The sequence below is a fragment of the Streptomyces sp. WMMB303 genome (assembly GCF_029351045.1).
Taxonomy (GTDB): domain Bacteria; phylum Actinomycetota; class Actinomycetes; order Streptomycetales; family Streptomycetaceae; genus Streptomyces.
The window spans coordinates 3,582,103-3,605,623 of the sequence record NZ_JARKIN010000001.1 but is presented as its reverse complement, the minus strand read 5'-3'; the positions used below and the strand labels follow the sequence as shown (position 1 = coordinate 3,605,623).

The 23,521-nt window shown below is 71.4% G+C and carries 25 protein-coding genes and 1 pseudogene; 9 read left to right on the top strand and 17 right to left on the bottom strand.

What is annotated here, in order from left to right; all coding sequences use genetic code 11:
- Window positions 1-6: 6 nt before the first annotated feature.
- The 6 genes from P2424_RS16035 to P2424_RS16010 all read right to left on the bottom strand — a co-directional run bounded on the left by P2424_RS16035 (window position 7) and on the right by P2424_RS16010 (window position 5,431).
- Entirely contained in the window at window positions 7-186 is a 180-nt protein-coding gene (locus P2424_RS16035; protein ID WP_276476406.1) for a hypothetical protein, read from the bottom strand.
- A 109-nt stretch (window positions 187-295) separates the two neighbouring features.
- A complete protein-coding gene (locus tag P2424_RS16030; RefSeq protein ID WP_276476405.1) occupies window positions 296-811 on the bottom strand; it encodes a CPCC family cysteine-rich protein in 516 nt (171 codons plus the stop codon).
- A gap of 300 nt (window positions 812-1,111) precedes the next feature.
- On the bottom strand, window positions 1,112-1,843 hold the full coding sequence (locus tag P2424_RS16025; RefSeq protein WP_276476404.1) for a ferritin-like domain-containing protein: 732 nt from the start codon (window positions 1,841-1,843) through the stop codon (window positions 1,112-1,114).
- Between the two features lie 284 nt (window positions 1,844-2,127).
- A complete protein-coding gene (locus P2424_RS16020) occupies window positions 2,128-2,877 on the bottom strand; it encodes a hypothetical protein (protein WP_276476403.1) in 750 nt (249 codons plus the stop codon).
- Between the two features lie 877 nt (window positions 2,878-3,754).
- Window positions 3,755-4,336: a GNAT family N-acetyltransferase gene (locus tag P2424_RS16015; protein ID WP_346660095.1), complete on the bottom strand. Its 582-nt coding sequence runs from the start codon at window positions 4,334-4,336 to the stop codon at window positions 3,755-3,757.
- A 189-nt stretch (window positions 4,337-4,525) separates the two neighbouring features.
- On the bottom strand, window positions 4,526-5,431 hold the full coding sequence (locus tag P2424_RS16010) for an alpha/beta hydrolase (protein ID WP_276476402.1): 906 nt from the start codon (window positions 5,429-5,431) through the stop codon (window positions 4,526-4,528).
- 116 nt (window positions 5,432-5,547) lie between these two features.
- Between P2424_RS16010 and P2424_RS16005 the strand changes: the two genes are divergently transcribed.
- On the top strand, window positions 5,548-6,087 hold the full coding sequence (locus P2424_RS16005) for a CGNR zinc finger domain-containing protein (protein ID WP_276476401.1): 540 nt from the start codon (window positions 5,548-5,550) through the stop codon (window positions 6,085-6,087).
- A gap of 105 nt (window positions 6,088-6,192) precedes the next feature.
- On the opposite strand, the gene P2424_RS16000 is transcribed toward P2424_RS16005, so the two are convergent.
- Window positions 6,193-6,996 (bottom strand): DNA-formamidopyrimidine glycosylase family protein, encoded by an 804-nt coding sequence (locus tag P2424_RS16000; protein ID WP_276476400.1) that lies wholly within the window; start codon window positions 6,994-6,996, stop codon window positions 6,193-6,195.
- A gap of 425 nt (window positions 6,997-7,421) precedes the next feature.
- Between P2424_RS16000 and P2424_RS15995 the strand changes: the two genes are divergently transcribed.
- From P2424_RS15995 to P2424_RS15985, 3 genes are read left to right on the top strand one after another with little or no spacing between them, the layout of a single operon-like run.
- The gene (locus tag P2424_RS15995) at window positions 7,422-8,009 is read left to right on the top strand and encodes a WXG100 family type VII secretion target (RefSeq protein ID WP_276476399.1); all 588 of its coding nucleotides are present in this window, start codon (window positions 7,422-7,424) and stop codon (window positions 8,007-8,009) included.
- Window positions 8,010-8,021: 12 nt separating this feature from the next.
- Complete coding sequence (locus tag P2424_RS15990; RefSeq protein WP_276476398.1) at window positions 8,022-10,370, top strand: DUF6571 family protein; 2,349 nt, start codon at window positions 8,022-8,024, stop codon at window positions 10,368-10,370.
- Between the two features lie 14 nt (window positions 10,371-10,384).
- Entirely contained in the window at window positions 10,385-10,972 is a 588-nt protein-coding gene (locus tag P2424_RS15985) for a hypothetical protein (RefSeq protein WP_276476397.1), read from the top strand.
- A gap of 60 nt (window positions 10,973-11,032) precedes the next feature.
- Here P2424_RS15985 and P2424_RS15980 read toward each other — a convergent pair whose 3' ends face one another.
- The 6 genes from P2424_RS15980 to P2424_RS15955 form a co-directional block, all read right to left on the bottom strand.
- Window positions 11,033-13,171 (bottom strand): xanthine dehydrogenase family protein molybdopterin-binding subunit, encoded by a 2,139-nt coding sequence (locus tag P2424_RS15980; protein WP_276476396.1) that lies wholly within the window; start codon window positions 13,169-13,171, stop codon window positions 11,033-11,035.
- 18 nt (window positions 13,172-13,189) lie between these two features.
- Window positions 13,190-14,209: a xanthine dehydrogenase family protein subunit M gene (locus tag P2424_RS15975; protein WP_276476395.1), complete on the bottom strand. Its 1,020-nt coding sequence runs from the start codon at window positions 14,207-14,209 to the stop codon at window positions 13,190-13,192.
- An 8-nt stretch (window positions 14,210-14,217) separates the two neighbouring features.
- Window positions 14,218-14,832 (bottom strand): 2Fe-2S iron-sulfur cluster-binding protein, encoded by a 615-nt coding sequence (locus P2424_RS15970; RefSeq protein ID WP_276478998.1) that lies wholly within the window; start codon window positions 14,830-14,832, stop codon window positions 14,218-14,220.
- Between the two features lie 114 nt (window positions 14,833-14,946).
- Entirely contained in the window at window positions 14,947-15,456 is a 510-nt protein-coding gene (locus P2424_RS15965; RefSeq protein ID WP_276476394.1) for a DUF664 domain-containing protein, read from the bottom strand.
- 238 nt (window positions 15,457-15,694) lie between these two features.
- The gene (locus tag P2424_RS15960; protein WP_026004365.1) at window positions 15,695-15,862 is read right to left on the bottom strand and encodes a hypothetical protein; all 168 of its coding nucleotides are present in this window, start codon (window positions 15,860-15,862) and stop codon (window positions 15,695-15,697) included.
- A gap of 107 nt (window positions 15,863-15,969) precedes the next feature.
- Window positions 15,970-16,419, bottom strand: a complete 450-nt coding sequence (locus tag P2424_RS15955) for a DNA-processing protein DprA (protein WP_276476393.1) — start codon at window positions 16,417-16,419, stop codon at window positions 15,970-15,972.
- A 211-nt stretch (window positions 16,420-16,630) separates the two neighbouring features.
- Between P2424_RS15955 and P2424_RS15950 the strand changes: the two are divergent.
- The 3 genes and pseudogenes from P2424_RS15950 to P2424_RS15940 form a co-directional block, all read left to right on the top strand.
- Window positions 16,631-16,879 (top strand): annotated as a pseudogene (locus P2424_RS15950) (helix-turn-helix domain-containing protein); the annotation flags it as partial.
- A gap of 149 nt (window positions 16,880-17,028) precedes the next feature.
- On the top strand, window positions 17,029-17,274 hold the full coding sequence (locus P2424_RS15945) for a hypothetical protein (RefSeq protein WP_276476392.1): 246 nt from the start codon (window positions 17,029-17,031) through the stop codon (window positions 17,272-17,274).
- Window positions 17,271-17,483: a hypothetical protein gene (locus tag P2424_RS15940; protein WP_276476391.1), complete on the top strand. Its 213-nt coding sequence runs from the start codon at window positions 17,271-17,273 to the stop codon at window positions 17,481-17,483. Before P2424_RS15945 ends, P2424_RS15940 begins: the two co-directional genes overlap by 4 nt.
- Window position 17,484: 1 nt before the next feature.
- Here P2424_RS15940 and P2424_RS15935 read toward each other — a convergent pair whose 3' ends face one another.
- From P2424_RS15935 to P2424_RS15925, 3 genes are all read right to left on the bottom strand, one after another.
- Complete coding sequence (locus P2424_RS15935) at window positions 17,485-18,090, bottom strand: potassium channel family protein (RefSeq protein WP_276476390.1); 606 nt, start codon at window positions 18,088-18,090, stop codon at window positions 17,485-17,487.
- Window positions 18,091-18,170: 80 nt separating this feature from the next.
- Entirely contained in the window at window positions 18,171-18,674 is a 504-nt protein-coding gene (locus tag P2424_RS15930) for a MarR family transcriptional regulator (protein WP_276476389.1), read from the bottom strand.
- A gap of 259 nt (window positions 18,675-18,933) precedes the next feature.
- Window positions 18,934-19,602: an FCD domain-containing protein gene (locus P2424_RS15925; RefSeq protein ID WP_276478997.1), complete on the bottom strand. Its 669-nt coding sequence runs from the start codon at window positions 19,600-19,602 to the stop codon at window positions 18,934-18,936.
- Between the two features lie 497 nt (window positions 19,603-20,099).
- Between P2424_RS15925 and P2424_RS15920 the strand changes: the two genes are divergently transcribed.
- Complete coding sequence (locus P2424_RS15920) at window positions 20,100-20,612, top strand: gluconokinase (protein ID WP_276478996.1); 513 nt, start codon at window positions 20,100-20,102, stop codon at window positions 20,610-20,612.
- A gap of 43 nt (window positions 20,613-20,655) precedes the next feature.
- On the top strand, window positions 20,656-22,059 hold the full coding sequence (locus tag P2424_RS15915) for a gluconate:H+ symporter (RefSeq protein ID WP_276476388.1): 1,404 nt from the start codon (window positions 20,656-20,658) through the stop codon (window positions 22,057-22,059).
- A gap of 105 nt (window positions 22,060-22,164) precedes the next feature.
- Here P2424_RS15915 and P2424_RS15910 read toward each other — a convergent pair whose 3' ends face one another.
- Window positions 22,165-23,346 (bottom strand): magnesium and cobalt transport protein CorA, encoded by a 1,182-nt coding sequence (locus tag P2424_RS15910; protein WP_276476387.1) that lies wholly within the window; start codon window positions 23,344-23,346, stop codon window positions 22,165-22,167.
- Window positions 23,347-23,521: the final 175 nt, after the last annotated feature.

Below are 23,521 nucleotides of genomic sequence, written 5' to 3'. Positions count from 1 at the left end.
GGGATGTCAGTCCTTGCCCGCGCGCTTTCGGACGTCCATCGCCACAGCGACACCGAGCATCAGCACGGCCATGCTGCTTCCGAACGTCAGGCTGTCCGACCAGGGGTCCTCCCACAGGCGTGACACCACGCCGATGAGCGCCCCGTACGCCATCGCCACGCCTATGCGCTTCCCCCACAGGATCACGGAGCGCTCGTACCCTCCTCGGGCCGGGGTAAGCGTCGACCACGCCGGACGTGGCCGGGTGTGCGGTACAGCCAGCGTCTCCCCCTGCGCTGTCGCGCAGGGCAGCTCCTCACGAGTCCGGTTGTCCGGGCTCGGCCGTCGGCCGCTGGTTGCGCCGCCAGAAGGTGGGACGCCACCAATAGAGCGCTGTCTGGTCGTCGGGCCACGAAGCGCTGCTGCCCGGTTCCTCGAAGGAGTCCCGGGTGAGGTCGATGGGCCGCCAGCCCGGATCGAGCGGTTCATCGTCCTTCGGCGGCCTCACCATGTTCCGGAAGCGCTCTTCCATCGCGCCGAACCGCTGGTGGTTCTGCTGGGCCTGGATCAGCGAGACGGCGTTCGCCCCCCAGCCCATCGAAGGCCAACGCATTTGCACGAGGTCGTCCTCCCAGAAACACACGGAGCAGATCTCGTATCCCCCCAACTCGGCGAACATCTGATGTCCGCAGCAAGGGCAGGGGAACCACCCCTCGGGGGGTGGCTGCACATGATTCTCCGGTTCCGGAAGGGGCTCCCCCCGCTCGACTGCGGCCTCCAGCGCTTCCAATTCGGCAAGCTCAGCGCGCAGCTGGTCGTCCACGTTGTCCATCAAACGATCGTATGAGGGGTATTACGGTCGAATCCACGCCTTAATGGAGCGGAGTGGACGTCCTCCGACAACGGCCGAGTCCTCACGAAGGACCACCCTCCGCCGGGGGACGGCTATTTCGCCGGGAGTGTCGCGACGTACCCCCATTCCGTGCCGACCCACTGGTCCAGTGCGGCCCCGTCGAGTGTGTCTCCGGCCGCGCGTACTCAACCGCGCATGGTCCTCCAGCGGCCTACGGCGACCCCCCGAGGAGAGCCATCGCCCGCCGGACCCGATTCCCCCCCACCGTCGTGACCGTTGTCAGCCCGCGTGCGTCCAGGCATCCGGGCGGGGCGACAGTACCGCGGAGACCACCGCTTGGGACGAGGCCATGACCTCGGCGACGAACCGCATGCGCCTGATGCCGAGTCGGCGCAGTGCCGAACCGTGGTCGGCTGCGACGACGAGAGAGACCGCGAGCAGAACAAGTCGCCACAGGGCCATCGTCGGGCGGCGCAGTGCGCGGGGCAGCTCCGCCAGGGAGGCGTGCAGCCGCTCGCAGTGGAAGGGGACGTGGCGCTGCTCGTCGGCCAGGATCCGCCCCGCCACATCCGCGGTGAGCGAGTCGTCGGTGCCGTCGCGGAGGGCGCGGTAGTAGCGCAGCGCCACCACTTCCGCGATCATCAGCATCAGCAGTTCCGTACGGAGGCCCATGAGACGCCGCAACCGCACGAACGCCGCGTCGCTCCAGTGCCCGGGCAGCGTGCCTGTGCCCCCGGCGGTCAGCAGTCGGGCCAGAAGACGGGCGTGGTTCTGTTCCTCGGCGACGAAGAGCCGGACGGCCTGCCCGTAGTCGGGGTCGCCGGCCTGGTCCGCTTTGTCGATCAGGTTGGCGCCGTCCCCGTCCTCGCCGACCTGGAAGCGCTGGATGCTGGCCCACACCGCCGACGGCAGCGCCGCGCCCTGCTCCCAGTCCGGATCACCCTGTGCGTGCCGGTGCGCACGCTCGTCCTCGAACCGCCTTGTCCACTTGGCGAAGCCACCCGTATACACCTGGTTCCCCCTTTCCAGGGCACAGCCACCGCGTCCTGGAAAGGGACGACGCAAGCGGACGCCCGAACCGTTCCACTGCTGCCAGGCCCAGCAGCTGACGTCAGCGCCGGGCAGTCCGGGGATCCGAGCAGCCGGAGGTGTCGCGGCCACCGTCCCGGAGGGCGACTGGGAACGGCCATGCACTCCGCTGAGCGGCCTGGCACGTCAGCTCATCCGGTCACCCCGTCGCGTCCGGCACTCACAACCCGGTCGGACGGCGCTTCCCGGGTGCTCCGCGATCGTGCTCATGGGGCCAGCTCGAGCAACTCGTTCACGCCGTACGGGTACAGCCATGGGCTGTGGTCACCGGCCTGGAGGCGGTCGACCGCGATCACCGCGTCCGCAGCGGTCTTGCAGCTCGGATGCCGCCGGGCAAAGGCGGCGATGCGGGGTCGCTGGGTGGGAAGCCAGGCGGCAATCACCTGGGGATCGCCCTCGTGCCACCACGTGAACTCGAGCTCCTCCCAGAGGAGCTCGGTCGCCCAGTCGAGAGTGAGACGGACGAGCCCGGCATCCGCCGCTGGTCCGGGAAGCCCGGCAAGATGAACCAACCACGGCTCCACACCATCCGTCGCGTGCGCGATTCCCTCGATGAGTTCGGTGATGTCCGAAGGGAGACGACCGTCGACCAGAGCGATGGCCAGCAATGCGCGGAAGGCTTGCTCCACAGCAGCGCGTTCCGGCGCGGGCCAGTCGACGAATCCGGCACCGCGTCGGCCGAGGTGACCGAGCTCCTCGGAGGGATCGGCACCGTGCCCGTCCGGTCCCCAGTAGCGCAGCGCGCGGGGCATGAGGCGACGCCACAGGACGGGGTACTGGTCCGCCTCCCAGTGGCTGGGGACCTCACGGATGAATTGCCCGAGGAGATCGTCCGGCACGGCAGCGGGCTCGCCGCCGAGGATGTGCAGCTCCGATTCCGGAGTGCAGTGCGTACAGCCGTCCACCGGGCGGTCGAGCTCGGGAGGCGAGGCGAAGACTCGGTCGGCCTCCGCCAACGCGTGCCGCCACGCGGTGTACGGATCGCAGTCAGGAGGGAGGGACATGAAGCGACCTGCCGGTGGGACTCCGCACAGGGGGCCTGGCGAAGAGAGCACTCTACACCCCGGGACTCCCGCGGTCCTGAGCCGGAGCTGTGGAGCCAGGTCGGTCCTCGGATGACAGCTGGGCGCCGGTGCCGGGAGACCCGGTGCCGCTTTCGTCGAGGGCGCGCAGCACCCGGGTTGTCGGGTCCGGTGCCGCTTCGTCCCTGAGGCGGTCGGTGAGCAGGAAGCGGTCGGACTCAAATGCCGGTCCGTGTCCGGCCTCGTTCAGAAAGAACGTCCCACCGGCAGGGCCGGGATCCCAACCGTGTGTCAGGGCGTATTCGACGACCTTCCGTACGTCGGCCGGGTGGGGGTATGCGCCATCGGTCGCACACCCCCACGGCAGCACCGCCTTGGACAACAGATCCGCCTGGAGCGCCCAGCCGTTCTTCCCTGCGCCCCAGATGCGGAGCCGGACGCACCTGTGGCAGTCGCGCTCACCGGCCACGTGGAGGACGCGGCCCGACCACGTGAACTCTCGCCCGGACACGGACAGCTTCCGCAACCGTCTCCGCATGATTTCCCCCTGTTCCTCTGTCCGGGTTCCTCTGTCCGGTTGGAACCTCTGACCGCTCGTCCGCGCACGGTAGGGCGCAGCAAGAGTGGCGAGCGGGCTTTCCCGCCGGACATCGGATCCTCTTGCGCACTGCGAACCCGATCGAGCCGTCGAGCCCTCTCCACGGTCGAGCTCCGACGCAGGGCACCGCGGTGCGGGCCGCCCGGCTGCCGCACTCGGGCCGGTTCTGGGCTCCCGGATTCCGCGCAGACCACCGGCGCGTGCTGCGCGGCCTTACGTAGTGGAGCTCAAGAATCCCTGCGCCGTATGTGCAGGTGCCCCTCGCGGGGAAAGGACGGCGGCGCCGGGGGGGAGGACCGTGTCGAGGCGGTACCGGCTCTTTTCCGTTACGCGGCACGAGGCCGGGTTGTCCACCTGGTGCAGGAGTTCCAGATGCTCCAGCGTGCCGGCTCCCACGACGTCGAAGGCCCAGCCGGTGAGAGCCTCCACAGCGCGCGGCGCCACTCCGTGTCCTCGGGCATGCGTCGCGGTCCAGTAGCCCACCTCGGCGGACGGCTTGCCGGACGCCACCTCCTTGAGAACGACCTGGCCCGCCAACCGGCCTTGTGATGCCTCGGGTTGCACTTCGAGAACCGCGAACCCGAACCGGTTCCCCACCGTCCAGCCTCGCTCCTGGTCCCGTAGCCACTGCATCGCCTCGCCCTCGTTCTCAACGGCCGAGCTGGTCCAGTGGCGCAGTGCGGGATCACGGAACACCTCGAGGAGGGCGGCAACGTCCTCCCCGCGCCAGGGGCGAAGGACGAGTGCGGGAGCGGATGGTGTCCCGCCCGCATGCAGGGTGACGATGTCATTCACCTGCCGATCGTATGCGGCGGTGTTCCGCCCCACGCCGACGATCCCCGGTCCCTTACCGTCCCGTTCGGACGGACACGGCCTCGATGGACGAGTCGACCGTCGGGCCTGGCTCTTCGGGCAGGCCCCGGCGCCTCGTCACGCCCCCCCGTCCCGTCCCACCGGCTCCGGCCCCGCGGGGACGTTCCGCGGTCATCCGTCCGCGGAGGGTTCCGCACGCCTCAGCGCCGCTGCCGCCGGGCCGGTGAGGAAGGCCCGAAGGTACCCGGCCACGGTGGCCAGGTGGCTCTCGAGGAGGAAGTGTCCGCCGCCGGGGATCAGATGGATCTCCGCGTCCGGCAGGTCCCGGGCGAAGGCGCGGGCGCCGGCCGGGCCGAAGATCTCGTCGCCGGCGCCCCAGACGGCCAGCAGGGGTACGCGCCGTTCCCGGAACCAGGCGTGCACGCGGGGGTAGAGGGGCGGGTTGCTCGCGTAGTCGCGGAAGAGGGCGAGTTGTACGAGGTCGAGGCCAGGTCGGTTGACCTCGCGGTGATCGGCGGCCCAGGTGTCGGGGTCGACCAGTTCGGGGCGGTCCACTCCGTGCAGGTACTGCCAGCGGATGGCGTCGAGGGAGAGCGCGGCGCGGGCGGCGGACTCGGTGCGGGGTCCCGGATCCGCACAGTACGCCCAGACGGGGTCCCAGAAGTCCGGTACGAAGCCGTCGTCGTAGGCGTTTCCGTTCTGCGTGATCACGGCGGTGACCGCGTCCGGGGCGCGGAGGGCCAGCCGCCAGCCGATGGGGGCGCCGTAGTCCTGGACGTAGACGGCGTAGCGGGTGACGCCGAGCTGGGCCAGGAGGGCCTCGGTGAGGTCGGTCAGGGAGTCGAAGGTGTAGGTGAAGGCATCGGCGGCCGGGGCGTCGGAGTTGCCGAAGCCGAGGTGGTCGGGGGCGAGGACGTGGAACCGGTCGGCCAGCGCCGGGATGAGGTGGCGGAACATGCGCGAGCTGGTGGGAAAGCCGTGCAGGAGGACGAGCGTGGGCGCCTCGCGCGATCCGGCTTCCCGGTAGAAGAGCCGGTGTCCCCGCACGGTCGCGTAGTGGTGGCGGATCTCAACCATATCTAACCCCTTCAATATCTTATGAGGGTTACCGTCGAGCGCCAGTACACAGCCCATGGAGTAACCTGTCAAACAGCTTGACGGGGTTATGTGAGCAAAGCGGGAAGGTGAGTGTCGTGCTGGACGACCAGGCCCTGATGCAGGCGCTGAACAGCACACCGGTCGTGGACGGCCGACGCCGGGATCTGTGGCGTGACGACCACGAGGTGGACAGGTGGGCGCGGGAGCACGGCGGTGACGGCGGCGACGCGGAGCGCCGGTGGCTGCGCACCGCACGGGACGCGCTCCAGGCGGTGGAGTCCGGCACGCCCGCGGAGCCGCGGCTGCGCCGGATCCTGGCCGGCGTCCGCAAGGTCCCGCGGCCCGGCCCCTCCGGGATCGAGTGGCAGGTGGAGATGCCGCCGGAGCGCAGGACGGCCGTGGAACTCGTCCTCGCCTGGGCGGACGTCAAAGAACGCCTGCCCGGTCGGCTGCGGCCGTGCGGGAACCCCGACTGCCGCCTCTTCCTCCTGGACCGCAGCCGCGCCAACACCGCCCGGTGGTGCTCGATGAAGACCTGCGGGAACCGGCTCAAAGCCCGTCGGCACCAAGCCCGCACCCGGGAGACGGGAACGGAGACGGGAACGGGCACCGGCACCGGCACGGAGACCTCATGACGGCCTCGCGCCCGGTCCGGGGCCCGGACGCGGCCGGGCCCGCCCCCGCGCCCTGACGGCGGTCGCCGCCGTGTCACGACGCCCCCGCACGCCGGGTGCCGTCCGTTACCGGGAAGCCTCGGGCTGGCAGTGCGGGCACCAGAGCGTGGTCCGGCCGGCGACCGGGGCGGTGCGGAGCCGGGTACCGCAGCGGGGGCACGGCGGCGCCCCGCCGGGGACGTCGCGGCGGCCGGTCAGCCAGGTGTCCCGGGGCGGGACGTACCCGGCGCGGACGGAGGCACGCAGCACGCGGCGCAGCGTCCGGTGCAGGGCTGCGCGCTCGTCCTCGGTGAGGGAGCGGGTGGTGCGCGAGGGGTGCAGCCGGGCCTGCCACAGGATCTCGTCGGTGAGCAGGTTGCCGAGCCCGGCGAGGACCGACTGGTCGAGGAGCGCGGACTTGAGGTGACCACGGCGGGCGGCGAGGGCCGCGTCGAGGTCGGCTCGCGAGGCGGTCAGCGCGTCGGGGCCCTGCTCGTCGAGGCGGCGGGCCGCCTCGGGGTCGTCCGCGTACCAGAGTCCCTTGAGCTTGCGCTGATCCCGGTAGCGGAGCTGGCGCGCCCGACGGGCGGCACCGAGGGTGAACAGGATCCGGTCGTGGCGGTGCGGCGGATCGTCCGCCTCCGCGCACACGAGGCGGCCGGTCATGCCGAAGTGGAGCAGGAGTGTGGGCCCGTCGGTGTGCACGAGGAGCCATTTGCCGTGCCGCTCGGGCTCTCGCACCTCGCGCCCCGCCAGGTCTCGGCTGAACCGCCGGGCGCTGGTGCCGTGCAGCACGCCGGCGTCGCGCACCTCGACCCGCCGGATCGTCCGGCCTTGGGCGCACTCGGCCAGAACCTTGCGGAAACTCTCGACGTCCGGGAGTTCGGGCATGGCCGACCGCCACCTCGTCCCGCAGTTCCGCCGGTTCCGCCGCTCGGCACCCGGCGAGACCACTTCTGCATATTTGCCACACAGCAGAGCATGTTCTCTCCGTGTGCCCCACCCTTCTCACCGTACGAGCGCCCGGAGCCCGCCGCACGCGGACTCGCCCCGGGGGCGTGCCGGGCCTGCCCGCCCCCGGCCGGACAGGACGCCCTCAGGACACCGGACAGGGCGCCCTCAGGACTGAAGAGGCGACTCCGGCACAGGAGCCCGACACGGCGGCACGGTTCCTGACACAGACCCATGGGAACGACACCGGGGACGGTTCCGGAACCAACCGCACCTTCCACACGTGTATCTGGGAGACGTTCCACCCACTTTCCTTGTAAGTTCATCAGAGGATCGGCAGTGTTCACCGGCGGAAGCGGGGATTCGTGTCATTCGAGCAGGAATGGGCCGGGTTGGTAGCCGAAGCGCGGGACAAGCAGTCCTCCACCGCCACGCAGTTGAACGGCGCCGACAGCAAGGGCGACGGAAAGTGGCTCCAAGTGACGCCGTCGGTACTCGACGCAACGGCCAAGAAGGTGGAGAAGGTCGACACCGCCTTCCAAAAGGTGGACAACGCCGCCATGCGGGAGATGGAACAGGTCCCCGGGTCGATGAAGGGCTTCGCCAGCGACGAGGCCTTCAAGACTTTCCAGGAGATGTGGCGCGGCCAGATGAAGCATCTGCGCAAGCAGTTCGCGAACACGGCCACGGCGCTTCGCAACGTCACGGCGAAGACGTTGGAGGGGGACGTGTACACGAAGGAGCAGGTGGACAAGATCGCAGAGGACCGGGACCGGAAGGAGCACCCGCTCAAGTACCTCCTGGACCCGAACCGGAAGCCGCTGCTCTCCACGACGCCGCAGTACCCGTTCTCCACGGACCGGTATCCGCTGCTGAAGCCACCGTCGTCGGAGAATCCCGTGTACGGGCCGCCGTTGCCGACAGCACCCTCGGCGAGTTGGCCGAAATCCTAGGGGAGCCGACTCATGAGCGACACTCTCGACTACCAGACGGTGCGTCATGTGGATCTGACGGCGCTGCGCGCGGTGGTGAAGGCGTGGATCAAGCTCCCCGAGGACTTCAGGGAAGTCCACACGTCTTTCGACCGTACGGTCACCAAGCCGATGAGCACCGAACGGAGCGGCTGGCACGGCGAATCACACACGGCAGCGGTCAAGCATTTCACCGTCGTCCAGAACCAGGTCACAGAGGCTGCCGGACAGGCCGAGTGGCTGGGGAAGGAGATGTCCCGCTGTCTCAAGGTTTTCGAGGGCGCCAAGAAGGACCTGCAGGACGTCGAGTCCACGGTGTCGGAGAAACCCACAGGCGGCGGGAAGAACTACCTGAAGCTGAACTCCAAGGACGGCGTCGTCTATGTCGACCCGCCCGAAGGCGAGGACAGCTCAGGGATCAGGAAGGCGTACCACGAGGTCATCACGGACCTCAACAAGAAAATCGAGAAGGCCCTCCGCGACGCGGCCGAGGCCGACGCGGACCTGAAGAAGGCCCTGACCTTCGACCCGCACGGCGACGGCTTCAGCGGCGACACCCCGAAGATACAGGCCGAGAAGGACGTCGACGCGCTGTACAAACTGGCGGGCGACGAGGATTTCAAGCGGGATCCGAAGCTGCTCGCCAAGGCCAACGGCATCTTCGCGATGAACGCCGGCAACACCGAGTTCGCCGAGGAGTTCGCCACCCGTAAGGGAGCGAAGGGGGTCCTGGAGCTCTGGTACAAGGCGGCTCAGCCGGATTACGAAGACGCGATGCCGCCGAACCCGAAAGATCGTCCGAAAGGGGTGGACAAGCAGTTGGCCGCCCTCCAGGACAATCTCGGCCCCACCCTGGCCCTGGCCAGCCACTCGGACTCGCCCGCCATGGAGAAGTGGAAGCAAGATGTACTCGACTTGGGCTACCGGCGGATGGGGCCCGAGTCGGCGCAGGCAGCCCCTTACCGAGCGTCCCCGCCCTACGGATTCCAGGTGATGAGCAACCTGATGCGGACGGGGAAGTGGGACACCGACTTCCTCAACGACTACGGCGCCGAGCTGAAGAAGACCGACGAGAAGCCGTTCATGACCCCGGGCCCCTACTCCGATCTGGAGAAGGCCGTACCCGAGCGGAAGTGGTTGAGCTACGGCCTCAACCCGCCGAACTATCTGAACTTCGGCGCCGAGTACGACCAGGGCCAGGACCCGTTCACCGGGTACATGGAGGCCCTCGGGCACAATGCGGAGGCTTCGATCGACTTCTTCTCGGACGAGGAGAACTTCGACTATGTCCTCAAGGACCGCAAGTGGTTCCCCGACGGTCCGATCCCCGACTCCGGGCCGCACAAGGACTGGCAGGGCGGGCACGTGGCGACGGGCCACGCGCTCGGCGCCGCGACGACCGGCCATGCCTGGGACGCACCGCTGCATGTCCCGGCTGAGCACACCACGGACCAGGCCGACGTGATGTCCGACCTCATCAAGGGCATGGGGGAGATGGACGACAACGGAAACGCGGAGATGCCGATGTACCCGGGCATGCGTCAAGGCTTGGGGAACGCCGCAGCCGAGTACGCGCCGGACTTCTTCCGAGCCATGAAGGAAGGCTCGGACGAGGACAAGCTGTTCCCCATGTCCGGGGAACAGGCCACGATGGAACACCGCGACGCCACGAAGTTCCTCGTGCAGCTCGGACAGGATCCGGAAGCCCATGCGGCGATCACCGCCGGCCAGAAGCTCTACACCGCTCAGGTGCTCGATCAGCACCTGAGCGGGGAAATCCCCGTGAATCAGCGGTACGACGCTCCCCCGGAGGACCTCGTGCACGAGGTCCTCAAGGTCTCGGGAGAGACCGCGGGCACACTGGCCTCCGGCGCTCAGGAGGCCATCATCGGCCCGGCAGTCGTGGAGGACCAGGAATACGACAAGGGCACTCTGCAGAAGCGCCTGTGGACCAACGGCGCATTCGGCACTGTGGTGACGGGCGCCAGCGTCATGGGGCCCTTTGCCGCACATCCCGTCACAACCGCGACCGCCGCGGCGCTGCTCATCGGAGCCGAGGGGGCTGCCCTCAACGACCACGATGCCGCGCACTGGAGCAGCAACAAGTCCGCCCCGGCGGCGGACAGAGCCGGCGCGATCTATGACGAGATGGCCGGGCGGGACGTGCGGCAGAACGAGAAGATATTGGAGGCCATCGGGAAGGAGTACAACGTCGATGTCTCGAAGAGCTGGTCGGAGCTGTACTCCGAGGAGGGCTTCACCCACGGCTACAGCAGGGTGGCATCCACGGCGCCGTTCCTCACTTCCATAGAACAAGTCAGGCACATGGCCGTACAGAAATAGTGGAACGCACACACATGAACCGCCCGCTCCGTATCACCCTGCTCTCCGTCCTCGCCGTGGCACTGGTCGCCGCCGGGGCGCTGGCCGGGGCGCTTTCCCAGCATGAGGACCGCAACAGTGCCAAAAAGTTCTCCGACGTCTCGGGGGACACCACCTGCTGGGCCGCCGAGTCGGTGGTGGACCGGGTCGTTCCCGTGTCCCACTACGCGGACCGTTGGAAGCGGCTGACCCGGGAAGAGCTCGGCTACAACGCCCAGTGCGGCATCACGGTGGACGGCGAGCAGGTCTTGCGGGTCTCCGTCGAGCAGCACAACTCGGTGCACAAACCCGACCGGGTGGGTGCCGGACCGGGACACGGCAAGACCGAGAGCGTCCCCGGTTTCGAGCGGAGCTGGTCCTCCCGGGACGCCGCCGCCGTCGTCGTCCCCTGCACCAAGGACACGGGTGACGACAACGCCACCAATCTGTACGTCAAAGCCCAGGCGTGGCGGAAGAACTACGGAAAGCTGCGCCAGGACATGGTGCGGATCGTCGAGCAGGCGGTCAAGGCCCATCGGACCACGGCCTGCAACAGTGCCCCGGCCGAGGGCGACCGCGACTGACCAGGCATGGCGCCATCGTCCCCGGCGAGGACGATGGCGCGACCAGGGGCTCCTCTCCGCCTACCCGTCGCTCACCCCCACCCGGTCCGGGGTGAGGGGCAGGGTGCGGTGGCGGGTGCCGGTGGCGTGGTGGACGGCGTTGGCGAGGGCCGCGGGGGTGCCGACGATGCCGATCTCCCCGATGCCCTTGCCGCCGACGGGGTTGAGGTGCGGGTCGTGCTCCTCGATCCAGTGCGCGTCGATGTCGGGTACGTCCGCGTGCGCGGGGACGTGGTAGGCGGCCAGGTCCCGTTCGACGAAGCCGCCGAGCCGGGCGTCCAGCGTGCTGTGCTCGGTCAGGGCCATGCCCAGGCCCATCGTCATGCCGCCGATGAACTGGGAGCGGGCGGTGCGCGCGTTGAGGATCCGGCCCGCGGCGAAGACGCCGAGCAGCCGGCGGGTGCGCACCTCCCCGGTGACGGTGTCGACCGCGACCTCCGCGAAGACGGCGCCGAAGGCGTGCCGGGCGTAGTCCTCCTGGGAGCGCACGTCGGTGGTGGTGTCGACGGTGACGATGCTGCCGCCGGACTCGCGCAGCTCCCGGCACGCCTTGTGGACGGCCCAGCCCCAGGAGGCGGTGCCGGAGGAGCCGCCGGCCAGCGACGCGGTGGGCAGGTCGCTGCTGCCGATGTCGATCCGGACGGCGTCCAGTTCCACGCCGAGCTCCTCGGCGGCGATCTGGGCGAGCACGGTACGGGCCCCGGTGCCGATGTCGGTGGCGTTGATGCGCACCTGGTAGCCGGGGCGGGAGCCGTCGCCCAGCACCTGGACGGACGCGGTGGACGGGGAGACGTAGACCGGGTAGGTGGCCGCGGCCACGCCCGTGCCCAGCAGCAGGTCGCCGTCGCGGCGGGTGCCCGGGCGCGGGTCGCGGCGCTCCCAGCCGAACCGGCGGGCGCCCTCGCGCAGGCAGTCGGCCAGGTGGTGGCTGCTGAACGGCTTGCCGCTGTCGGGCTCCCGGTCGGGGATGTTGCGCAGCCGCAGTTCGACCGGGTCGATGGCGAGGGCTGTGGCCACCTCGTCCATCGCGGATTCCAGCGCGTACATGCCGGGTGCTTCGCCGGGGGCCCGCATCCAGGAGGGGGCGGGGACGTCCAGCGGGACCACCTGGTGGCCGGTGCGGATGCCCGCGGCGCCGTACATGACGCGCGAGGGCACCGCCGCCTGCTCCACGAACTCCTTGAAGGTGGCCGTGTGGGTGACCACGTCGTGCCCGAGTGCGGTCAGGGTGCCGTCGTCGCGGGTGCCGAGGCGCAGCCGCTGGATGGTGGGGGCGCGGTGACCGACGACGCCGGGCAGTTCGCGCCGGGGCAGGACGACCTTGACGGCGCGTCCGGTGTGCCGGGCGGCCATGCCGGCGAGCACGACCTGCGGGCGCGGGGTGCCCTTGGCGCCGAAGCCGCCGCCGACGTGCTCGGAGACGACCGTGACCTGTGCCGGTTCGAGGCCGAACAGCGCCGCGAGTGTGGTGCCGACGAGGGTGGCGCCCTGGCTGGAGTCGTAGGCGATCAGGTGGCCGCCCTCCCACACGGCGGTGGCGGCGTGCGGCTCCATGGGGTGGTTGTGCAGCGGGCTGAGGGTGTAGGTGGTGTCGAAGCGGTGCGGCGCCGCGGCGTACTCCGCGTCGAAGTCACCGGTCTCCTGGTCGGCCGGATAGCCGCCGTTGGCCTCCTCGGGGTGGTAGAGCCCGGGGTGGTCGGCGCGGAGCAGCACGTCGTGCGGCTCCTGGGCGTAGTCGACCCGGATGGCCTGCGCCATCTCGCGCGCCGTCTCGGGGGTCTCGGCGACGGCGAGCGCCACGTACCAGCCCCGGTGCGGCACCTGCGGGGTCTGGAGCAGGGCGAGGATGGGGTCGTCGGGTTCGCCGAGCCGGGGCGCGTTCTCGTGGGTGAGGACGGCGAGTGCGCCGGGCAGGGCCATGGCCTCGCTGTCGTCGATGCCGGTGACCCTGCCGTGCGGGACGGTCGCGGGCACCGGCCTGCCGTACACGCAGGCGGGCGGGGTGTGTTCGGCGGCGTAGCGGGCCGCGCCGGTGACCTTGGCGTGCCCTTCGCGGCGGGCGGCGGGGGAGCCCAGTACGGGTTCGCCGGCACGGTCCCCGGAACCGGCGCGATCACGGGAGGTGGTGCGGTCCTGGGAGGTGGTGTCGTCCACGGCCATCGTCTCGTCCTCGGGTCCTCAGGCCCCTGCGGGGCGGTTCGCGGCGGGCTGCGGGGGCTCGGCAAGGGTGGTCAGCAGCCGTACGGCCACGCCGCGGGCCAGCGGCACCTTGAAGGCGTTGTCCGCCAGCGGTTCGGCCGCGGCCAGTTCGGCGTCCACGGCGCGGGCGAAGGTGTCGGCGTCGGCGCGGGTCCCGACCAGCACCTCCTCGGCGGTGCGGGCCCGCCACGGGCGGTGTGCCAGTGCACCGAACGCGAGTGCGGCGTGCCGCACGGTCCCGTCCTCGTCGAGCGCGAGGACGGCGGCGGCAGAGGCCAGTGCGAAGGCGTAGGAGGCGCGGTCGCGGGCCTTGCGGTAGCCCGCGCGGGCCCCGGCTGGCGGTGCGGGCAGGGTGAGGTGCGCGACGAGTTCGCCGGGCCGGAGCACGGTGTCCCGCTCCGGGGTGTCGCCCGGCAGCCGGTGGAACGCGGCGGCCGGCACGGTCCTGGTCCCCTCGGGGCCGAGCAGTTCGACCTCCGCGTCGTAGGCGGCCAGCGCGACGGCCATGTCGGAGGGGTGGGTGGCCACGCAGTGCTCGGAGTGGCCGAGTACCGCCATGTCCCTGGTGGCGCCCTCGCGGGCGGAGCAGCCCGAGCCGGGCTCGCGCTTGTTGCAGGGCGCGGAGAGGTCCTGGAAGTAGGGGCAGCGGGTGCGTTGCAGGAGGTTGCCGCCGGTGGTGGCCAGGTTGCGGAGCTGCCCGGAGGCCCCGGCCAGCAGCGCCTGGGCGAGCGCCGGGTAGTCGCCGCGGACGGCGGGGTGTGCGGCCAGGTCGCTGTTGCGGACGTTGGCGCCCACCCGCAGGCCGCCGCCGGGTGCGGTCTCGACGGTGTCCAGGCCCAGCCGCGAGACGTCGATGAGGTGCCCGGGGGCCTCCACGCCGAGCTTCATCAGGTCGACGAGGTTGGTGCCGCCCGCCAGGAAGTACGCGTGCGGCTGCGCGGCGAAGGCGGAGACGGCCTGCTCGGGGCTGGTTGCGCGTTCGAAAGTGAAGGGTTTCATGGCGCGGGTCACCTCGCCGATGCCGTGTCGGAGGCGGAGTCGCGGTCGGAGGCGGAGTCACGGTCGGATGCGGGGCCGCCGTCGGAGGCGGGGTGCACGGTGCCGGAGCGCCGGCCGACGTGGCCGCTCGTGTCCTCCAGGGCCGCCACGATGTGCGGGTAGGCGCCGCACCGGCAGAGGTTGCCGCTCATCCGCTCCCGGATCTCCGCGCGGCTCAGTTCGGCCGGCTCCCCGGTGGTCTGCTGCAGCACCTCGTCCGGGGTGGCGTGCGAGGGGTGCCCCTCGGCGGCCTCGCACAGCATGCCGACCCCGGAGACGATCTGGCCCGGCGTGCAGTAGCCGCACTGGAAGGCGTCCCGCTCCTGGAATGCGCGTTGCAGCGGATGCGGGTCCTCGGCGTCGCCGAGCCCCTCGACGGTGGTCAGGTGCGCGCCGTCGTGCGCCACCGCGAGCAGCAGGCAACTGTTGGCGCGGCGCCCCTCCAACAGCACCGTGCAGGCGCCGCACTGGCCATGGTCGCAGCCCTTCTTGCTGCCGGTGAGGTCGAGCTGTTCGCGCAGTACGTCGAGGACGGTCGCCCGGTGGTCGACGGTGACGGTGTGCGCGGTGTCGTTGACGTGCAGGGTGAGGGTCGAGCTGGTGGCGGTGCGCTGGGGGATCACGGGGGCGCGCCTCTCGTCGGCTCTTGCGGCTGGTGCGGACTGGTGGGGGCTGGAGGGGCGGGGTGGTGGCTGCGGTCAGCGGCGTTCCAGCACGCCGCGCAGGAAGGCGGCCTGGCCGACGTGCTGCAGGGTGTCGCCGAGGACGCTGACGAGACGTACCCCGAGCGAGACCGGCGGATCCCATGCGTCGTCGACGATGCGGTCGAGGGATCGGGAACCGAGAGTGCCCAGATAGGTGAGAGTCTCCTCGTGCACCGCGTCGTGGTAGTCCAGCAGCGGTCTCGGAGAGTCCACCCGGACGGCGGCCACCTCCTGGGGCGTGTGGCCGAATCCGGTGTCGTCGGCCGGAAGGGGCAGCTCGAAGCGCTCCTCGAACCCCTGTGCGTGCCACACCTGTTCCGTGTCCGCGGCGTCGGCGAGGTGATCGTCCTGCACCCGGGTGAGGTGCCAGACCAGCCAGCAGACGCTGTTGCCCCCCGGGTCGGGGGGCTCGTTGAGGTGCTTCTTGCGGATCCCCCCGAGCGCGGCGTGGACCTCGCCGTTCACCCGGGTGAAGGCGTCTGCGAGAAGTGCGGTTGTGTCCATGTTTGCGACCTTACGATCCGGGGGTGCGCCAGATGCACTTCCGCCGGCCGCCGTGCGCCGGGACGGGCGCGTCCCCGGCAGGCCCCGGCGGCCCTCCCCGCCGCGCACCCCGGCCTCCCGGCCTGCGCGCAACCGCTTCCGGGCGTACGTGAACCCCGCCCGCCCCGCCCCGGAAGCGGAGCGGGCGGGCGGGGCCGGCGCCTCCGACAGCAGCGCCGAAGGGATACGGCCGGATCGGCTACCAGCGGTACCAGCGACCGCGCCGACCGCCGACCGACGGCCGGACGAGGAAACCGAGCAGCCAGACGACCAGCACGATCACCGCGATCCACCACAGCGCCTTCAGCGCGAACCCCGCGCCGAACAGGATCAGCGCGAGCAGCAGGACGAGGAGCAAAGGACCCACAATCGTTCACCTCCGCGGCCCGAGTGCCCCCGTTTCCCGACCGCAACCGCCCAACTTGACGGGCACGGGCCAGAACACGCACGGGTTCGAAACGCGCACGAGTCAGGTCACGTCGGGACGACCAGCCGGGCCTTCCCCTGCTGGGACGCGTAGTCGAGGGTCTGCCAGGTGCCCGACTGGGTGCTGGTGCCGACCGGGAAGCCGATCACCATGGCCGAGCGGTCGACCATCCACCGGTTCCTGGCCAGGTGGGCGGCGTCGTCCAGCGGATCGGCGGCCAGCTCGACGATCTCCGCGATGCGGTCCCAGGTGCGGTTGACAGCGTTCCTGGCCTCCGGGGGCTGCTGGTCCAGGGTGCCGGGCACCGCGACGGTGAGCCAGGCCTCCGTCTCCTCCGCCAGCCATTTGAGCGCCAGGCTGTCGATGCCGCGGCCGCCGCCGAGGTAGAAGTGCGCTTCGGCCGCGAACGGCGCCAGGTACGCCGTGAAGAGCTGCGCATAGTGGGCGGTGTCGTGGTGTCCCGCCGTACGGCTTCCGGTGATGGTCACGGTACGCATCGTCAGTGCCCCAGTCCCTGACTCGGTGGCTTCGGACGGCCATCCACCCGTGCGCGATCGCTCGCTAGGCCGCTTCGCATCCTCGCACGCGGGGCCGACACCCCGGCGGTGAGCGAGTCCGCGCCCCGCGGGACGGTTCCGGGGACCGAACAGGGCGGTGCGGCGCCCTCCTCGCGGGTGGCGTGGAGTTGTCCACGTGTGGGGGTGCGCGATGCACGAGGGGTTCGATACCAGCATCGGTGACCGGCTCGGGCGGCTGCGAACCCGCCGCGGCCTGACCCAGGAGCGGCTGGCGGAGTCGGCCGAGGTCTGCGTCGACATCGTCCGCAAGCTGGAGCAGAACAGGCGCCGAACGGCGCGTATGGCCACGCTCAACAAGCTGGCGCGGGCCCTGGATGTCGACGTGTCGGTGCTGGTCGGAACGCCGGTCACGTTCGAGGCCCGGCCGGACGGGAGCGCCACGCCACCGCAGAGCCCGACACCTCCTGGTCCCCGCCGGTCCACGCGCCGTTCGCGCTGCTGCCCGTGGGGGTGTGGCGGGACGCGGTGCGGGTTCCGTATGCGCGGGGGTGGGGGGTCGTCCGCACGCTGGGGGAGGCGTGCGGGGCCGTGATCGGGGACCCGCACCGATCGTGGCTGTACTGGCTGGTGCCGCCCGGGGGCGGCGGACTCCCGGCCCGGGAGGGCGAGGTGGTGCGGCTGTCGGTCGCCTGCCGGCTGCCCGTCCCGGCGCGGGCCCGGACGGAGCCGCCCGGCCCGTACTGGGCCATGCCGTACGGCGGCGCGGACGGGCGCGGGCTGACGGATCCGCTGCGGCTGCGGGCTGCCCTCGCGGGCGGGGCGGCCGCCCGGTGAGCGGCGTGGCCGGTGCCGGGTACTGCCTGCCGTGCGGGGAGCGGCGCGCGGAGACCGTGGTGGTGGCGCTGGTGCACGCGAACTCGGGGCCGGGCCGGGCCGTCGAGGCCTGTCTGCCGCACGCGCGGGAGTACGCGGCGGCTCCGGAGGCCCCGCAGTGGCTCCGGGACGATCTCGCGGTGCTGGACGCGCTGGACGCGGGCGGCTGACTCAGTCCGGGTCCGGCTTCCGGTCCCGGCCGCGGGGCGGCCGGCTCGCGGCGTTGCGGCGCAGCTTTCCGGTCAGCGAGGTCGCGGCGGCGGTGAGGAAGACCAGCGTGTAGACGATCTGGAGCAGGATGACGAGCCGCACGGACTGGCCGTGCGGGGTGATGTCGCCGTAGCTGAGGGTGGCGAGCGTCAGCAGCGCGAAGTACAGGGCGTCCAGCCGGGTGCGCAGGCCGGTGAACTCGCCGGGGTGGTGGGACATCACGAAGTACGCGGAGGAGAACAGCAGCACGGACAGGCACATCAGCGAGACCAGTGCTACGACCGTGCCGGGCCGGTCGAAGAGGGCGTCGCGCATGTGCTTGACCAGCAGAACGGCGATGGCCGTCAGCCCGATGCCGAACACGGTCCAGCTCAGTACCGGCCTCTCCGGGCCCAGGGTGTGCTCCGGCACCAGGAAGTAGGCCACGAACAGGGCGGCGGTCACCGGGCCCAGCAGCGGCCACCCGTGGCCGGACCACAGTGGCCGGCGGCCCCGGCCGCCGCCGGACGGGGGGCCGGAGGGGGAGCCGGAAGGAGCGTCGGACGGCTCGTCGGAGCGCTGGGCCATGGGGCCATCGTCGGCTCCGGCGCCGCCGGGCGCGCTGTGGAGGGGGCCGGTCGGAGGGCCGGTGGTCCCGGGGCGCCGGGTCAGCGCGCCGACGACGGCTTGCGGCCTGGGCGGCGGTGCGGCGGGGTGGCGGCGGCGCGGACCTCCTCGGCGGCTGCGCGGTAGGCGGGCGCCGCGCGGCTGAAGTAGTCGAAGAGGAGGGCCCGCTGCTCGGGTGTGTAGCGCTCCAGCAGCTCGGTGATGCGGCGGCGGGCGGGCGCGGCGGTCTCCTCCAGCGCGGGGAAGGAGTCGGCGGCGGGCGCGACACGCAGCCGGCGGCGGTCGGCCGGGTCCGCGGCGCGGCGGACGTATCCGGCGCCTTCCAGGCGGTCGATCAGCCGGGTGGTGGCGCCCGTGGTCAGCCCGGTGCGGACGGCCAGTTCGCCGGGCGTGAGCGGGCCCTCCACGGAGATCACGCTGAGCGCGTACCACTCGGTGGCCTGTAGTCCCACCGCTTCGGCACCGGCCATGCCGTGCAGCCCGACCGCGTCCAGGTACTGGCGGAAGACCAGATGTGCGTCGGTGGACGCGTCGTCGTCGGTCATCGCAGCCAACCCCTCCCGATTTCTCTGCTTCTATGAAGATATCCGCAAGAGAACTTCTGTGTGAGCTTAACCAGTGGGCGGCGGCCGGACCACCCCGGGGAACGCGCCGACCGCCGTCACCGAGACGGACGCCGCAAGCGCGCCCGACGATGCCCGAAGGCGACAGGACGCCCGCACCCCGCGGCCCGGCGGGACGGCCGGGACCGGACAGGAAGCGTGGGCCGGGAGCCGGGGCCAGGTCCGGCGCCCCGGCGGACGGTCAGGGTGCCAGCACGTCCAGCTCGGCCATCGCGTCCTCGGTGATGGTGCGCATCACGCGCTCCGCACGGGCACCGTCCCCCTCCCGGACGGCCTCCGCGACCTTGACGTGCAGGGTCACGGCCTCCTGGCGTGGGTCGCTGAACATCACCTCGTGCTGGGTGCGGCCGGTGAGGACGGCCGCGACGACGTCGCCGAGCCGCGCGAACATCTCGTTGCGGGAGGCCCGCAGCACGGCGCGGTGGAAGGCGATGTCGTGCACCAGGTAGTTGTCGAGCTGCCGCCCCCGCGAGGTGGCGACCATGCCCAGCGCGTGCTCGGTCAGCGCGGCGCACTCCTCGGGAGTGGCCTGCTCGGCGGCGAGCCGGGCCGCGACCGGCTCGACGGCGGACCGCAGCACCGTGAGGGAGCGCAACTGGCGCCCCTGGTCGGCACCGGCCAGCCGCCAGGTGATCACCTGCGGGTCGTAGACGTTCCACTGCTCGGTCGGCAGCACGGTGACTCCGACCCTGCGGCGCGACTCGACCAGGTGCATGGACTCCAGCACCCGCACCGCCTCCCGCGCCACCGTGCGGGAGACCTCGTAGCGGGCGGCCAGCTCCTCGGTGAGCAGCACCGTGCCGGGCGGGTACTCACCGGCCGTGATCGCGGGGCCGAGCGAGGCGAGCATCCGCCCGTGCAGTCCGCGCTCGCGGCGCACCCCCCGGCCGCGCTTCGCACCGTCCGCGGACGCGGCGCCGGCCGGGTCCGCCGCGGCGTCCCCGGCGTCCTTGGCCGCCGCGCGCTGCGGGTCCGCCGGACCGTACTCCCGGTCGGCGCCGTCGTCCTGGCTGGTCATGCCTCTCCCGACTTGTCTCCACCCCTCCCCGCGCACTCGACGAGCGCCCGGGACGCTCAGCCTACGTGCTTCTCGTCACCGCGAATAAGTATGACTACATCGCTTCCAGCTATTGAATACATGTGACCTATGGGGTTGAGTGTCCTGCGCGCCGAGCAAGGTCGACGAGGACGGTGAGAGCGGTGCGGAGCACAAGGCCCGAGCAGGACACGGGGCGCGACCCGGTGGCCGACGCGGCACCCGGACCGGCGGTGGAGCCACTCGAGGGGGCGGCCGACCGGACGGCCGAATCGGCGGTGCACCCCGCCACCGGCGCCGTGGTCGTCGTCATGGGAGTGGCGGGTACCGGCAAGACCACCGTGGGACGCCTGCTCGCCGAAGCCCTCGACGTGCCCTACGCCGAGGCCGACGCCTTCCACCCGCCCGCCAACGTCGCCAAGATGTCCGCCGGAACCCCGCTCGACGACGCCGACCGGGCACCCTGGCTCGACGCCATCGGCGCCTGGGCCCACCGCCACCAGGCGCTCGGCGGGGTCGTGAGCTGCTCGGCGCTCAAGCGCGGCTACCGCGACCGGCTGCGGGCCTCGGCACCCGGTGTCGTCTTCCTGCATCTGACCGGCGACCGCGCGCTGATCGCCGAGCGGATGGCCGGGCGGTCGGACCACTTCATGCCCGTCACACTCCTGGACTCGCAGTTCGCCACCCTCGAACCGCTGGCGCCGGACGAGCCGGGCACCGCCGTCGATGTCGCGCCGGGACCCCGCGCGGTCACCCGGCACGCCCTGGCGGCACTGAGCCGCCTCTCCCCTGTCCATACCGACCAGTTGGTCAACAACCCCTGATCCCTACCCGCCCCACCTCACCACCCACGAAGAAGGAAGAGCCGTGCGCCATCTCAGTGCCGAGATGCTGGCCGCGGGGTCGCAGCAACCGGACCCCATCACCTCCGCCGGCAACGTCCAGTTGGGGATCGCCGCCCTCGTCGGCATCGCCGTCATCGTCGTACTCATCACCCGGTTCAAGCTGCACGCCTTCCTGGCGCTGAGCGTCGGCACCCTCGCACTGGGTGCCGCGGCCGCCGCGCCGCTCGACAAGGTGATCGCCAGCTTCAGCACCGGCCTCGGGGACACCGTCTCCGGCGTCGGCGTGCTCATCGCGCTGGGCGCCATCCTCGGCAAACTGCTCGCCGACTCCGGTGGGGCCGACCAGATCGTGGACACGATCCTGGCCAGGGCGAGCAGGCGCAGCATCCCGTGGGCGATGGCGCTGATCGCGGGCATCGTCGGGCTGCCGATGTTCTTCGAGGTCGGCCTGGTACTGCTGATCCCGGTGGTGCTGCTGGTGGCCAAGCGCGGCAACTACTCGGTGATGCGCGTCGGCATCCCCGCGCTCGCCGGACTGTCGGTGATGCACGGGCTGGTGCCCCCGCACCCCGGCCCGCTCGTCGCCATCGACGCGATGGACGCCAACCTGGGCGTGACGCTGGCCCTCGGCCTCGTCGTCGGCATCCCCACCCTGATCGTGGCCGGTCCGCTGTTCGGCAAGGTCGCCGCACGCTGGGTCGACACCACACCGCCCGAAGGTGTCGTGCCCGAGCGGGCCGACGCCGAACCGGACCGGCGACCCGGCTTCGGCGGCACGCTGGCCACGGTGCTGCTGCCCGTGGTGCTGATGCTCGCCAAGGCGCTCGCCGACATCGTCGTCGACGACCCCGAGGACACCGTGCAGCGGGTCATGGACGTGATCGGCGACCCGATGACGGCGCTCCTGGTGGCGGTCCTGGTCGCGATGTTCACCCTGGGACGCCCCGCGGGCTTCACCAAGGACCGGATGTCCTCCACCGTGGCGACCTCGCTCGGTCCGATCGCGGGCATCCTGCTGATCGTCGGCGCGGGCGGCGGCTTCAAGCAGACCCTGGTGGACGTCGGCATCGGACAGATGATCCTGGACCTGTCCGAGGACTGGTCCATCCCGGCACTGCTGCTCGGCTGGCTGATCGCCGTCTGCATCCGGCTGGCGACCGGCTCCGCGACCGTGGCCACCGTCTCGGCGGCCGGGCTCGTCGGCCCCCTCACCGCCGACATGTCCACGCCGCAGACCGCACTCGTCGTGCTCGCGGTCGGCGCCGGCTCGCTCTTCTTCAGCCACGTCAACGACGCCGGGTTCTGGCTGGTCAAGGAGTACTTCGGGATGAACGTCGGGCAGACCCTGAAGTCCTGGTCGGTGATGGAGACGATCATCTCCGTCGTCGGACTGGTGCTGTTGCTGCTGCTGTCGCTGGTGCTCTAGCGCCACGCCGGTACCCGCCCGGGAGGGCGCCCCTCACCGCGGGGCGCCCTCCCGGGCTTCCGGAAAGCGGTGCCCCGGGGTTCCCCGGAGGGGGTGCCGCGCGGTTCACAGCCAGCCGTTCCTGCGGAAGGCGCGGTACATGGCCACGCAGGTCACGGCGGTGACGGCGAGGACCAGTGGATAGCCGAGGCGCCAGTGCAGCTCCGGCATGCGGTCGAAGTTCATCCCGTAGATGCCGCAGACCATCGTCGGGACGGCGACGATGGCGACCCAGGCGCTGATCTTGCGCATGCCCTCGTTCTGGGCGGTGGAGACCTGCGCCAGATGGGCCTGGAGGATCGAGTCGAGCAGCGCGTCGAAGGAGGAGATCTGCTCGGTGACGCGCGCGAGGTGGTCGGCGACGTCCCGGAAGTACTTGCGTATCTCGGGGTCGATGAGCCGGTTGGGGCGGTCGGAGAGCAGCTCCAGCGGCCGGGCCAGCGGGAGGGTGGCGCGCTTGAGCTCCAGCAGCTCGCGCTTGATCTGGTAGACCCGGCTGGTGCCGGAGCCGCCCCCGCCGCCGCTGCCCCCGAAAGGCGTCTCGGAGGCGAAGACCTGGCTCTCCAGCTCGTCGATGTCGGTCTGCACCTCGTCGGCGACCAGCAGATAGTCGTCCACGACCCGGTCGGCGATCGCGTGCAGCACCGCGGCCGGGCCCTGCGCGAGCCGCTCCGGGTCGGACTCCAACTCCTCGCGGAGCGGGCCGAGGGAGCCGTGCCGCCCGTGCCGGACCGTGATCACGAAGTCGGCGCCGGTGAAGACGACGATCTCGCCGGTGTCCACCACCTCGCTGGTGGTGGACACCTTCTCGTGCTCCACATAGCTGACGGTCTTGAAGACGGCGAACATCATCTCGCCGCCGTACCACTCGGCCTTCGGCCGCTGATGGGATTCGAGTGCGTTCTCCACCGCGAGCGGATGCAGCCCGAACAGCTCGGTGATGCCCTCGAACTCGGCCTCCCCCGGTTCGTGCAACCCGATCCACACGAAGCCGCCGTCACCCGCGGCGCCGTCACCGTCGGCCGTGTCGCCTGCGTCGTCTGCGGAGCCGCCCTTGCGGACGCAGGCCAGCGCCTCCGCGATGCCGCACTCCGCCATCAGCCGGGTGCCCTCGCGGTCGTAGGTCACACAACTCACCACGGAGGTGCCCAGCGGGGAGCGCGCCGGGTGGGAGAGGTCCACCACGGGGCGCGGCACGCGGGGCCGCACCACCCTGCGCAGGCTGCGCACCACCGGCACCGTGGGCATGGGGGCTCCTCGGACTGCTCGTCGTTCCTTGCTCTCCCCCAACTGTGCCCGGATTCCCCGACCGAATGCGTGCCCCACGCGGTCGGCACCGCACACCGGAACCGGCGGCCGGAACCGCCACCGGAACCGGCCGCCCGGGGAGGCCGCGGTGCCGGGCTTCCCGTCGCCGGAGGCG